Origin of the sequence: Alteromonas sp. B31-7 (assembly GCF_015767655.1) — a bacterium.
Taxonomy (GTDB): Bacteria; Pseudomonadota; Gammaproteobacteria; order Enterobacterales; family Alteromonadaceae; genus Alteromonas; species Alteromonas australica.
Genome location: NZ_CP065233.1, coordinates 4,513,612 through 4,527,568, shown reverse-complemented (window position 1 = coordinate 4,527,568; position 13,957 = coordinate 4,513,612). Strand labels below are relative to the sequence as shown.

Below are 13,957 nucleotides of genomic sequence, written 5' to 3'. Positions count from 1 at the left end.
TTATGCGAAAGAAAGGTTTAGCATGAATTTGCTACCTTGTATTCTCGCTTTTACTCAATCGTGAACGACCTAAAACATTTAATTGCGACAGTGCTAAGCATAGTCTAGTCACTCATGTTATATCGCTATTATGTACGTCGGCGCGTAGGCATATTGTCTCATAGCGTTTAAAGAAGTAAGACGTCATTGAACAAGCTATGATACTCGCTCATCTTGTTCATAACCCATTAATGGGGTTATACGCACCAATAGCAAACAACTGAGATGTTGACGACACTGTCGAACAAATACATTTTTAAGCTTATTTAAAACGGGAAGGATTTATGCCCAAGTTACGATCTGCAACCACTACCCAAGGTAGAAATATGGCAGGAGCGCGCGCGTTATGGCGCGCCACTGGTATGAAAGATTCTGATTTCGGAAAGCCCATTATCGCTATCGCGAATTCATTCACGCAGTTCGTGCCGGGACACGTTCATCTTAAAGATATGGGGCAATTGGTTGCTCGAAGCGTTGAAGCGGCCGGCGGTGTCGCGAAAGAGTTTAATACCATTGCCGTAGATGACGGTATTGCAATGGGGCATAGCGGTATGCTGTATAGTTTACCTTCGCGTGAAATCATAGCTGATGCCGTTGAGTACATGGTAAATGCACACTGTGCGGATGCAATTGTTTGCATCTCGAACTGCGACAAAATAACGCCGGGAATGCTGATGGCATCCATGCGTCTGAATGTTCCGGTTATTTTCGTGTCAGGTGGCCCCATGGAAGCGGGAAAGACAAAGTTATCTGATCAGCTTATTAAGCTCGATTTAGTGGATGCAATGGTGGCCGCTGCTGACGATAAAGTTAGCGATGCCGACACCGATGAAATCGAACGTTCTGCCTGCCCTACCTGTGGTTCATGTTCAGGGATGTTTACCGCAAACTCAATGAACTGCCTAACGGAAGCGCTTGGCCTTTCGCTGCCTGGTAATGGCTCAATGTTGGCAACCCATGCCGATCGTGAAAGCTTGTTCAAAAAAGCCGGAGAGCAAATTGTAGAATTGTGTAAGCGTTACTACGGTGACGATGACGAAAGCGTGTTGCCAAGAAATATTGCCAATTTTAGTGCTTTTGAAAACGCCATGAGCCTCGATATTGCAATGGGTGGCTCAACCAATACTATTTTGCATTTGTTGGCCGCAGCAATGGAAGGGGAAGTGCCTTTCACTATGGATGATATCGATCGTCTTTCACGTAGCGTGCCTCATCTATGCAAAGTTGCGCCATCTACGCCAAAATACCATATGGAAGATGTGCACCGAGCCGGTGGTGTTTTAGGTATTTTAGGTGAGCTTCACAAAGCGGGTTTATTAAATACCGACGTTCAGCACGTACTGGGTAAGCCGCTTACAGAGGTTATTAGCGACTGGGATATCACCAACCCTGAGAATAAAGACGCCATTAAGTTTTTCCGTGCTGGTCCTGCGGGTATTAGAACCACTCAGGCATTCAGTCAGGATTGCCGCTGGGATACCGCGGATGATGATAGAGAAAATGGTTGTATTCGCTCCATTGAGCATGCTTTCAGCCAAGAAGGTGGACTTGCCGTGCTATACGGTAATTTGGCCGAAGATGGTTGTATCGTAAAAACAGCTGGTGTTGATGAATCTATCTTGAAATTCAACGGCACAGCGCGCATTTACGAAAGCCAAGATGACGCTGTGGCAGGCATTTTAGGTGATGAAGTGAAAGCTGGCGATGTGGTGTTCATTCGTTATGAAGGCCCTCGTGGCGGACCGGGTATGCAAGAAATGCTTTATCCCACGTCATACCTGAAATCTAAAGGCCTTGGTAAGCACTGTGCCTTAGTGACTGATGGTCGCTTTAGTGGTGGCACCAGTGGCTTGTCTATTGGACACTGTTCGCCTGAAGCAGCCAGTGGCGGTGGTATTGGCTTAGTGGAAGATGGCGATAAGATTGAAATTGATATTCCAAATCGTAGCATCAACATTGCCATAAGCGATGAAGAGCTTTCAGCACGAAGAGCGAAAATGGAAGCCAGTGAAAAACCTTGGCGCCCGAAAAACCGTGTCCGTGAAGTGTCTACCTCGTTGAAAACATTTGCGGCCCTAGCGACAAGTGCAGATAAAGGGGCTGTGCGTGATGTGACGAAATTGGAGAACCTATGACCGTCAGCGATCACGACTATCTAAAAAAGATACTGCTGGCACCTGTTTATGAAGTGGCCGTGGCCAGTGAGTTATCCTACATGTCACTTTTGTCGGCAGAATTGGGTAATGACGTCTTTCTAAAACGGGAAGATCAACAACCGGTAAAGAGCTTTAAGTTGCGTGGTGCGTATAACCGCATATGTTCGCTATCACAAGCGCAACTAGATGCTGGGGTGATTGGGGCTTCTGCGGGTAACCACGCACAAGGGTTGGCTTATAGTGCCAAGATGAAAGGCATAAAAGCCACCATCGTTATGCCGCAAACCACCCCAGATATTAAAGTAGATGCCGTGCGACGTTTCGGTGGTGACAATGTAAATGTGGTACTGCATGGCACGAGCTTCGACCAAGCAAGTAGCCATGCGAAGCATTTATGCGACACTCATGGGTACACGTTTGTACCGCCGTTTGATGACCCCGACGTTATTGCGGGTCAAGGCACGGTCGCCCGGGAATTACTTGAGCAAAACCCAAATTTAGACATTCTATTTGTTGCTGTGGGTGGCGGTGGATTGGCCGCCGGAATTGCGGTTTATCTTAAACAGTTAAAGCCGAGTATAAAAATAGTTGCGGTAGAATCAGAAGAGTCGGCGTGCTTTATCAAAGCAAAAGAAGCTGGACAGCCCACCGAGTTAGACAGTGTTGGTATTTTTGCTGATGGTGTAGCGGTGAAAGTGATGGGGCAAGAAACCTTTCGTTTATGCAACCGACTTGTTGATGAAACCCTCACTGTGACTAACGACGAAATTTGCGGCGCAATTAAAGATATTTTTGATGACACCCGAGTTATCGCTGAACCTGCCGGGGCTTTGTCTGTGGCGGCAATCCGTAAATACGTGAAACAGCATAACCTAAAAGGCAAGAAGCTTGGCGGCATTTTATGCGGCGCGAATATCAACTTCCACACATTGCGTTATGTGTCGGAGCGCTGCGAATTAGGCGAGCAAAAAGAAGCCGTGTTTGCGGTTAAAATCCCAGAGAAAAAAGGCGCCTTTAAGCAATTTTGTGAGTGTGTTGGTGCTAAAGCGATTACTGAATTTAACTATCGCTATGCCAGTGACAGTGAAGCTCACATATTCGTTGGCGTGAAGTTAAAAGGCGGGCAGCAAGAGTTTGCCACGTTACAAACTGACCTCGCGACGAAAGGCTACGATTGTTTTAATTTAACAGACAATGAACTGGCTAAATTGCATGTTCGGCATATGGTCGGTGGCAGACCCCCGACCATTTTGAATGAACAAGTATTTAGTTTTGAGTTTCCCGAGCGACCAGGCGCATTACTCAACTTTTTGAGTACCATAGGTGAACAGTGGAACATCACATTGTTCCATTATCGTAACCATGGTGCGGCAGAGGGCTTAGTGTTGGCTGGGTTCGATATTGCGCCAGACAGTCGTGACGCTTTCAATACCCATGTGGCTGAGCTGGGTTACAAGGTAGAGGAAGTGACCAACGACCCTGCTTATCAGTTTTTCCTTTCACAACCCAATTAGGGTGTAATATTTTTTGCACTTTGTGCCGTTCCAGGTTAAGCATTGTTTACCCTGGGGCGACACAAAGTGCACTCATCTACGCTTTACAACATCAATGATGGAATGCCACATTCTCTAAGTGCTGGGCCATTTCAGGCCAAATTAGCGCCATGACATCTTCTCGTAAGCCTTCACATTCTTCCGAATACTTTAAGCTACCGTCTTCAGCGGAATCTAGCCAGTGATTGTCTTTAAGGGCTGAAATAAAGCTAGACAGTACGTTCTTGTCGTAAAACTCAGGGGAGCTTAAGCCATATAATGTTGATAAGCGCTCTGCAACTTGTTTACTTGTGCGTTCAAGGGTGGAGCGACTAATCGTCTTTTCTCTATCTAAGATAGTTAACACCACCGCATAGCGTTGTAAGGTTTCCTGCATACAGCGACTCAATAGCCATGCGGAATGAAATTGCTTTTGTTGCGCTCCGGGAGGCAGCAAATCATCACCTTTTTGCCGCAACAACCCTAAATCCAGCAAAGCTGTCACTAACGCATCGGTGTGTGAAAGCGCTTCGTCTTGTGATAAATGCAAGAAAAGCTCTCGTTGTAAAAGAGGGTAAAGTGCCGCAATAAGCTGCAATATTGCATTTTTCGATGTGCCTTTATGGGCAAATACGCAGGCCATTATCAATCCTGGCAATGCAAACAAATGCAGAATGTTGTTGCGATAGTAGGTGAGGTAAATTGCCGACTTAGGTTGAGGGCTAATGAGTCGACCGTAGTCGTCTTCTTTAATATCAAACCGTCCTAACTTCATGGTTTCAGCATAAAGATCGTCAACACTGAGGTCTGGGATAGTTGCATCGTCACTAAATGGCACAGTGTTAAACAGGGCAACAAAATCGCCCATAGACTGTTTCAGCTCAGCTTCACTCATTGTGTGAGTTTTCGATGACAATAAGCACAGAGACGACAACGCCATTCCGTTTAACGCCGCCGCACGATTAATCCGCGTCATCACATTATTAGCCAACTCGTTAACCGCTGGGGTGAGCCAGGCTGGCTTTTTCTCAGGTTCAGCATTTCTGCAATCTCGCCAGTTGGGTACGTGGCTCTCTAAGAACTGATTTAGCTGAATGGGCTCACCAAAATTAACGTATCCATGGCCGTAGTTTTTCAGTTTTCTAATGGCTGAAAACACCTGCCAATTCGACTCTTTTTTCTTCTTCGAGCCTTTTAATTCGTTAAGGTAGCTTTTGACTTCCATGACGTTTTCGTAGCCAATGTAGACAGGTACGATACTGACTGGCCGGTTGACGCCTTTCAGCATGGCTTGAATTGTCATGGCGAGCATGCCGGTTTTGGGAGGGATAAGACGGCCTGTGCGACTACGACCGCCCTCAGGGTAATATTTTACCGAATAGCCTTTGTTAAATAGCAATTCTAAATATTCTCTGAACACGGCGGTATACAACTTATTGCCAGCAAAGCTCCTACGCAAAAAGAAGGCGCCACCTCGTCGAAAAACCTTACCTACTGGCCAGAAGTTAAGGTTGATCCCCGCGGCGATATGCGGTGTTACCATGCCTTCGTGGTAAATAACGTAGGTGAGTAGCAGGTAGTCCATGTGGCTTCGGTGACAGGGAACATAGACAATTTCGTGGCCATTGGCGGCGAGTTCGCGTATGCGCTCAGCGTGACCAACACTAATACCGTTGTAAATTTTGTTCCAAATGCGCGTTAGCAAGCGGTCGCCGAAGCGAATGAGCCCCTCTCGATAATCAGCGGCGATTTCTGTCACATAAGATTGTGCGCGCGCTTTGGCTTGTTCATGGCTGATTTTTTTGCTGCGAGACTCTTCTGCCATGGCGCGACGTACCGCATCAGACCCTAAAACGCTATTGTTTAATTCTTGACGTTCAAGTAACGTAGGCCCTGTCATACTTTGACGTTTTCTTTGAAAGTGAGTACTCGCTACCCTAACAAGTTTGTGGGCTATTCGTTGATCACTACCGTGCTGATTAGACATGGCACGGGCAGATACGGCCTTTGAGTAATTAATAAAATTATCGCGGCCTAAAAACAACACGATGAATAGTTTTCGTAGCCAACTTGCTGCGGCATTATCGGCAATTAAATCGCTTAGGCCTGGTTTGCCCTTGCCCGGAGCTCTGCCCCAAGACACAAAAACGGGAACCACCTGAAGGTCAAGGTTTTCATGATCGCGATGAAGGTGGAATAGGTCGGTAAATACATCCTCAATTCCCGTGTCTTTTGCCGCGCTTCTAAAGATTGGCGGCGTTTTGCGTAAAAATAAGGTAGACGGATATTCGCGGCCTGCTAGTGTTAATGTGTCTGTGGGCACGGGGAGTCCGAGTGCTTGTGTAGACATTTTTAAAGCCAACTGATCAGTGACTGAGTTAGTCGGCAACAAGTAAACAATGGGCTTGCCCTTATCTATGCCAAGCTCGGTCTCCACATTGACGGGAATACTGTGCGCTTTTACTAACAATTTAACAGGATAATGAAATACCGATAAAAGGACTTTTCGCATCCACGACATGAATTAAGTGATCCTATGAAATTAAAACGGAGAAAGTGTATCACACCTTAAGGAAATACACGCATTCCCAACCTAGGCGACGGCGATACAAGGCTCAGTATAGACGGTTATTTTCGTCACGAATGTTAGGCTGTTTTGGGCGTTGTATAACGCATGGCTACATCACATCGCTCATACGCTGCGCCAAAGCGTTGCATAATATCTGGGCAGTGTCTAAATCCTAGTTTTTCGTACAAGTGGATAGCCGCCTCACACTTTCTATTGGTGAGAAGAAAAAGGGTGTTGTAAGCAATTGAAGGAGCCTGACTCAATACATGCTGTAACAGCGCCTCACCGACTTTTAATCCTCTAGCAGTACCGACCACGCCCATCTTAGTAAGTTCGAAGACCCCTGGACTTTTTTTCATCAATGCACAGGTGCCTACTATGCCAAGGTCAGGATGTTCTGCGAACCAAATATGCCCGCCCGGCGCAATAACGTAGGTAGCAGGGTCGCTGATAACCTGCTCGTCTATGGCTTCTAGCACAAACATTTCGGTTATCCATTGTCGATTTATGGCGTCGAAATACGGGGCATGTGCATCAGTGTAACTATGAAAACGTAGCATAGATTGTTGAGGGTATTCTTATCATTGCGCAAATATAGCATGAAAAATGGCCTTGGCGTACGTATGCCACGGTATCGCCCAGACGTGTGAGATGGCATCAATATATAAATTAGTTTAACTTTTGCTAAATGTACTTTTAATTGTTATTAATAACTATTATCATTCGCGTCATCAACACTTTAATAAAAACGTTTATGTTCATCTGAGCATTGGGGAGACATTCTTGAAACTTAGCACCAAAGCAATTTCTGCCGCTGTGTTATTGGCCTTATATGGCAACGTGGCACTGGCTGACGAAACCGACAGTAAAGAAGAAAGCGTAGAACGTATTACCGTAAGAGGCGCGTTCTTTGGTCAGCAGGTGGCTACCGCAGTAAAAACGCCAACCTTACTGATAAATGTACCTCAATCAGTATCTGTCGTAAGCGCTGAGCAAATTGCGCAGCAAGCGTTATTTAGTATTTCAGATGTAATGCAGTACACACCTGGCGTGAGCATTGGGTTAGGCGAAGATCATCGGGACCAAGTCACGATTCGAGGTCAAAATACGACAGCAGATTTTTTTGTGGACGGCTTACGTGATGATGTTCAGTATTTTCGCCCACTTTATAACTTAGAGCGTGTAGAAATATTACGCGGTGCCAATGCGTTATTGTTTGGCCGTGGCGGCGGCGGTGGTGTGGTTAACCGTGTGACTAAGGTGGCCGACACCCAAGAAAACTTCACCACCTTGTCAGCAGGGATTGATACGTTTTCTGCAGGGTCAATTAGCGTTGATACCAACAAGGTGATCGACGAAAAAAATGCGTTTCGATTTAACGGCGTGTTCGATGCCATTGATAACCATCGCGACTTCAAAGACGGCGAGCGTTACGCGTTTAACCCTACTTACACATGGCATGCGGGCGAAGATACTCGTGTAGTCGCGTCTTATGAATACGTTAATGATGACCGATTGGTGGACCGGGGCGTTCCGTCACTTAATGGTGCGCCGTTAGAAGGTTACGACAACACATATTTTGGTGATCCTGACTTTAACAATACGACGCTTGAAGCACATATAGCAAGGGTTCGCGTTGATCACAGTCTTTCTCAAAACTGGAATCTTAACGGCTCTGTGCAATTTGCCGATTATGACAAAGCGTACCAAAATCTTTATCCGGTTAATTTTGACGATCAAGCGGGTACCGTCACTCTCGATGGTTATCGCGACACCACTGCGCGTGAAAATGCGCTAGTGCAAGTGAACTTAATTGGTCAAATCACCTCAGGTAACATAGAGCATACGGTGTTAACCGGTGTGGAATATGGTAATCAAGAAACCGCTAACGATCGTCGAGATGCGTTTTTCGCTGATAGCCAAGATGATCAGGTAACCTTTGGGTTTTCTGATCCACTAGTGATTCCAGAGATGACGTTAACCGATGCGGTTCGCGACAGATCCTCAGATGTCACTTTTACCTCAGTATTTTTGCAAGATGAAATCAAGCTCAGTGATCACTGGATCGTGGTTGCTGGCCTACGCTATGACAACTTTGACATAGATGTAGTGGATACCATCGAAGTGAATAATGGCGCGGACGATGGTAACAATGGATTATTAACGAGCTCAGACTCTCAGGTATCTCCTCGAGCCGGTGTGATTTATAAGCCAGCCGAATCAGTGTCTTTGTACGCAAGCTATAGCAAATCGTTTCTGCCACGCTCGGGAGATCAATTCTTAACCCTTTCGCTTACTTCTCAAGCCTTAGACGCTGAAGAATTTGAAAATAAAGAAATTGGTGTGAAGTGGAATGTATCAGACAGTTTAAGCGTGACCGCTGCTGCGTTTGAAGTGGAACGAGAAAACGGCACAGCGCAGGATCCTAACAATCCAGAAGCGTCAATACTGACCGGTACTGAAACCTCGGGATACGAAATTCAGGTGGTGGGTTCGCTTAGTGAAAAATGGACTATCAATGCAGGGTATAGCAATCTAGATGGGCAAGAAATGGGTCGTATTAGTGACGGTGAACTTGCAAACCGAGATCTTGCGCAGCTACCCGAGCATATGCTTACCGTTTGGAACCAGTATCAAGTGAACACACAGTGGCGGGTTGCCTTAGGGGTAATTTATCAATCTGAGCAATACGCCTCGTTAAGTAACAGTGTTACTCTGCCTGATTTCACTCGGGTTGATGCGGCTGTGTATTACAACTATAGCGAGGACTTGAAGTTCCAACTTAACGTAGAAAACCTGTTTGATGAGGATTACTTCCCATCAGCACATAACGATAACAACATCTCAACGGGTGAACCGTTAAACGCACGTATTAGTTTACAGTACAGCTTTTAATCATCGGTTAGCCCCTTCAACAAGGCAACCTCAGTGACGAGGTTGCCTTTTTTGATCATGCCACTAATTTGTTTTGCTGCTTGCCATTTATATGTAGGTGTATATACTTACAGGAACTGTATAGACAGACAGGTCTTTTATGCGCCCACTCACAGCTAGACAAACGGAAGTTCTTGAGCTTATAAAAACTACCATGCAAGAAACTGGCATGCCGCCAACCCGTGCAGAAATTGCACGTCAGTTGGGGTTTCGTTCAGCGAATGCAGCTGAAGAACATTTGAAAGCCCTTGCTCGTAAAGGGGTCATCGAAATTCTTCCTGGTACGTCTCGAGGAATAAAATTAAATATTCCTCTTGAAGAAGAATCGATAGAAGAAGCAGGGCTTCCCCTTATTGGTCGTGTTGCTGCGGGTGAGCCTATTCTTGCGCAAGAGCACATTGAGTCTCATTACAAAGTAGACCCTGCGTTATTTCAGCCTCAGGCCGACTTTTTACTGCGTGTTAATGGCATGAGTATGAAGGATATCGGTATTTTGGACGGTGATTTACTTGCCGTGCACAAAACCACCGACGTGCACAATGGCCAGGTTGTGGTCGCCAGAGTGGATGAAGATGTTACGGTAAAGCGTCTTGAAAAACGCGGTCGTGAAGTGCTTTTGCATGCTGAAAACGAAGAGTTTTCACCCATAAAAGTCGATCTTGCCTCTGAACCTTTCTCTATTGAAGGTATTGCCGTTGGCGTAATTAGAAATGCTGACTGGATGTAAGATTCATCCTGTTTGATGAAAAAGCGACCTTTAGGTCGCTTTTTTGTTACCTATCTCATTGCGATTGGTGGATAACACCCTAATCAAACACCGCTTTGTACTTTGAGTACGCGTACACACAGAAAAAGAAAAGCATGGGAAATGTGCCTATTTTCATTTTCTATACCTTCCGCCTGAATGTCTTCGGTTTATGTTTGAAAACATCCACATAAATGCTGTTAGTGTCTGATTGCTGAGTTTATGTTTGCCTTTCTTGAAAAACAACTTGTTCTAAATAGCCGTTTCAAACAGCCTTTTAACGTTGCCCTAAACGCCTTTCCACCTCGCCCGCACAACGGGTTTTTACCTATCTTGCTGATCAATAAATGAGCAATTTAATGGTTTTTTCTGAGAAAAGACTAGACGTAGCGGTTTTATTGCGCAATTCTTATACTGTGATTAACAAAATAATAACAATGGCTCTAACTTAATTTTACAATCATTGTGTGATTGGAAAGTAGTGAAAGATAGAGTTCGTTTACAAAAAACCACGAGGCAGGGGTAACGCACGCACATGTTGCGTCAAAAATTCTGCCATTACGGAGGTGCTGAGTGAAACGACACATAACCCGACTGGTCGCGCTGGGGGCAAGTATACCCAGTATACTGTTTTCTACTGCTATATTTGCCGACAGCGAGATGAGTGAAAACTCCTCTCTTAATTTGCGTTACGGCGCCACAGACATTAGCGGCCAGGTTTACGACTTACACATGTTGATGTTTTTCATCTGTGTGGCAATTGCGGTGGTGGTGTTTGGTGTTATGTTTGCCTCTATGTACCTACACCGTAAATCTCGCGGTGCCAAGCCAGCCAACTTTCATGAGAATGTCAAAGTGGAAATTGCTTGGACCATAGTGCCTTTTCTCATTCTTATCTTCATGGCGGTTCCCGCCGCCAAAACCCTGATTGCTATGGAAGATACCAGCGAGGCCGATTTGACAGTCGTCGTTACAGGCTCTCAATGGAAGTGGCACTACAAATACCAAGACAGAGATGTGGAGTTTTATTCTCTGCTGGCGACCCAGCGGGAACAAATAGAAAACAAGTTTGATAAAGGTAAAAACTACTTACTTGAGGTGGACCGCCCTCTTGTTATCCCTACAGGGAAAAAAGTCCGTTTCTTAATTACCTCCGACGATGTCATTCACTCTTGGTGGGTGCCTGATTTTGCCGTTAAAAAAGATGCTAACCCAGGGTTTATTAACGAATCTTGGGCAAAAGTGAATGAACCAGGCATATACCGTGGTCAGTGTGCGGAACTGTGTGGAAAAGACCATGGCTACATGCCGGTAGTGGTTATTGCTAAGCCCCCCGAAGAGTTCGATGCCTGGATGGCCGAACAAGAGGCCATGGCAATTCGAGCAAAAGAAGAAGAGCAACGCTTGTTGTCTATGAACATGTCTATGGATGAGCTTATGCGAGAGGGAGAGCGGGTATATAACGCCACATGTGCCGCTTGTCATATGCCTAATGGTGAAGGCTTACCTGGCGTATTCCCCGCCCTCAAGGGCAGTAAGATGGCTCTGGAAGATCAAGAAGGACATATCAATATCGTGCTGCATGGAAAAGCCGGTACTGCCATGCAGGCGTTCGGAAAAATGTTGAGCTTAAAAGATATTGCTGCGGTGGTGACCTATGAGAGGAATGCATGGGGGAACAACACTGGGGATATGGTGCAAGCTAAAGATGTTAACGACGTGGCCAACGGAAACTAGGAGCGCATGATGAGTAAAGCTACCGATATTATCGCGCCGGGTTCTGCGGCGACTGACACACACGATGATCACCATGATCACATCCCTAAAGGAATAACGAGGTGGTTATTTACCACCAACCATAAAGACATAGGTACCTTATACCTGTGGTTCGCTTTTATTATGTTTTTAGTCGGCGGGGCCATGGCCATGGTGATCCGCGCTGAGTTATTTCAGCCTGGATTACAAATTGTAGAACCGAACTTCTTTAATCAAATGACAACAGTTCATGGCCTCATCATGGTATTTGGGGCTGTCATGCCGGCATTTACCGGTTTGGCAAACTGGCTAATACCTATGATGATTGGTGCTCCAGATATGGCGTTACCACGCATGAATAACTGGAGTTTTTGGATACTTCCGGGTGCCTTCTTAATTCTGTTAAGTTCACTATTTATGGAAGGCGGTGGTCCTGCGTTTGGATGGACGTTTTACGCACCACTTTCTACCACTTACAGCAACGATTCAACGGGCTTGTTTGTGTTTTCGGTACACATCATGGGTATCTCCTCCATTATGGGTGCGATTAACGTGATTGTTACCATATTCAATATGCGCGCGCCGGGCATGACTTGGATGAAAATGCCTTTGTTTGTATGGACTTGGCTTATCACCGCCTTTCTGTTGATTGCTGTGATGCCAGTCCTGGCAGGCGCTGTTACCATGGTACTAACGGATAAGTTTTTCGGTACAAGTTTCTTCGATGCAGCCGGCGGTGGCGACCCCGTTATGTTCCAGCACATTTTCTGGTTCTTTGGTCACCCAGAAGTTTACATTATGATTTTGCCTGCATTTGGCATTATTTCGCAGATAGTACCGACGTTTTCTCGCAAGAAACTCTTCGGTTATGCCTCTATGGTCTACGCGACAGCCTCCATTGCGCTACTGTCGTTTGTGGTTTGGGCTCACCATATGTTTACCACGGGTATGCCAGTCTACATGGAAATGTTTTTCATGTTCGCCACTATGCTTATATCGGTGCCCACCGGCGTTAAAGTATTCAACTGGGTGGCCACTATGTGGCGTGGGTCACTTACCTTCGAAATACCGATGATGTTCGCCATTGCGTTTATCGTGTTGTTCACTATCGGTGGTTTGTCTGGGCTAATGCTGGCTATTACGCCTGTGGATTTCCAGTATCACGACACCTATTTCGTGGTAGCGCATTTCCACTATGTTCTTGTGACGGGAGCTGTGTTTTCCATCATGGCGGCGGTGTATTACTGGCTGCCGAAATGGACTGGCAAAATGTACGACACAGGATTGGCGAAATGGCATTTTTGGTGCTCTTTAATTTCCGTCAATGTGCTCTTTTTCCCTATGCATTTTGTAGGTTTGGCAGGTATGCCCCGCCGTATACCCGACTATGCATTGCAATTTGCAGACTTTAATAAGTGGATTAGCTTAGGGGGCTTCGCCTTTGGTTTGTCACAGCTTATTTTCTTGGCCCTGCTAATTAAGGCTTGTAAGAAACAAGGTGAGCCTGTGTCAAACCAAGTATGGGAAGGCGCCGAAGGACTAGAATGGGAAATCCCATCTCCAGCGCCTTATCACACGTTTGAAACACCTCCCACAGTGAAATAAGACGAGAGGGGCGAAATCATGACTCAGGCAAACGCAAACAACAAAATGGTCGTTAAATTACTGATTATTGTGGTTGGTATGTTTGGGTTTGGTTTCGCCTTAGTCCCCCTCTACGATGTATTTTGTGATATTGCTGGCATTAATGGTAAAACGGAGAACTCAGCAGCCTCTTATCAGTCCATAGAAATAGATGAAAACCGTCACGTCACGGTGGAGTTTATCACTCGGACTAATACGGGTATGCCGTGGGAATTCAGAGCTGAAACCGCTCGGGTAAACGTTCATCCGGGGGAATTGAGTACCGTTAATTTCTATGTAAGAAATCCCGCTTCAACAAATATAGTCGCGCAAGCTATTCCCTCTGTGTCGCCTGGCACCGCGGCCTTGTATTTAAACAAAACGGAATGTTTTTGCTTTAATCAACAACCTTTAGAAGCCGGGGCAGAGGCGTATATGCCCATGCAGTTTTATGTGGATCCTCAACTCCCAGAAGACATTACCTATTTTACGTTGCAATACACCCTTTATGACGTCACCGCCAGAGCGGGCGACCTCAAACCAAAACAGAACCCCTTTATTGTCCCTCAGCCTGAAACTGGAAAGTAACTAAGCTGAGATAAGG

General features: G+C 45.8%; 9 protein-coding genes. 7 read left to right on the top strand and 2 right to left on the bottom strand.

Going from position 1 to position 13,957, the window contains the following annotated elements:
* The first annotated feature begins 323 nt into the window (after window positions 1-323).
* Window positions 324-2,174, top strand: coding sequence for a dihydroxy-acid dehydratase (gene ilvD, locus IUA53_RS19815; RefSeq protein WP_044058558.1), 1,851 nt, complete (start codon window positions 324-326; stop codon window positions 2,172-2,174).
* The gene (gene ilvA / locus IUA53_RS19810; RefSeq protein ID WP_196897677.1) at window positions 2,171-3,709 is read left to right on the top strand and encodes a threonine ammonia-lyase, biosynthetic; all 1,539 of its coding nucleotides are present in this window, start codon (window positions 2,171-2,173) and stop codon (window positions 3,707-3,709) included. The genes ilvD and ilvA overlap by 4 nt, the downstream gene beginning before the upstream one ends.
* A gap of 91 nt (window positions 3,710-3,800) precedes the next feature.
* Here ilvA and plsB read toward each other — a convergent pair whose 3' ends face one another.
* Both plsB and IUA53_RS19800 read right to left on the bottom strand, forming a co-directional pair.
* Complete coding sequence (gene plsB, locus IUA53_RS19805) at window positions 3,801-6,248, bottom strand: glycerol-3-phosphate 1-O-acyltransferase PlsB (RefSeq protein WP_196897676.1); 2,448 nt, start codon at window positions 6,246-6,248, stop codon at window positions 3,801-3,803.
* Window positions 6,249-6,373: 125 nt separating this feature from the next.
* Window positions 6,374-6,856, bottom strand: coding sequence for a GNAT family N-acetyltransferase (locus IUA53_RS19800; protein WP_044449103.1), 483 nt, complete (start codon window positions 6,854-6,856; stop codon window positions 6,374-6,376).
* A 223-nt stretch (window positions 6,857-7,079) separates the two neighbouring features.
* Here IUA53_RS19800 and IUA53_RS19795 point away from each other — a divergent pair, with 223 nt between their 5' ends.
* From IUA53_RS19795 to IUA53_RS19775, 5 genes are all read left to right on the top strand, one after another.
* Window positions 7,080-9,191 carry a TonB-dependent receptor gene (locus IUA53_RS19795; protein WP_196897675.1) on the top strand — a complete coding sequence of 704 codons (2,112 nt, stop codon included), beginning with the start codon at window positions 7,080-7,082 and terminating at the stop codon, window positions 9,189-9,191.
* A gap of 139 nt (window positions 9,192-9,330) precedes the next feature.
* Entirely contained in the window at window positions 9,331-9,957 is a 627-nt protein-coding gene (gene lexA, locus IUA53_RS19790) for a transcriptional repressor LexA (protein ID WP_044058554.1), read from the top strand.
* Window positions 9,958-10,635: 678 nt separating this feature from the next.
* Window positions 10,636-11,712, top strand: coding sequence for a cytochrome c oxidase subunit II (coxB, locus tag IUA53_RS19785; RefSeq protein WP_156026871.1), 1,077 nt, complete (start codon window positions 10,636-10,638; stop codon window positions 11,710-11,712).
* A gap of 9 nt (window positions 11,713-11,721) precedes the next feature.
* Complete coding sequence (gene ctaD, locus IUA53_RS19780; RefSeq protein ID WP_044058553.1) at window positions 11,722-13,335, top strand: cytochrome c oxidase subunit I; 1,614 nt, start codon at window positions 11,722-11,724, stop codon at window positions 13,333-13,335.
* An 18-nt stretch (window positions 13,336-13,353) separates the two neighbouring features.
* Window positions 13,354-13,941: a cytochrome c oxidase assembly protein gene (locus IUA53_RS19775; protein ID WP_044058552.1), complete on the top strand. Its 588-nt coding sequence runs from the start codon at window positions 13,354-13,356 to the stop codon at window positions 13,939-13,941.
* The last annotated feature ends 16 nt before the right edge of the window (window positions 13,942-13,957 follow it).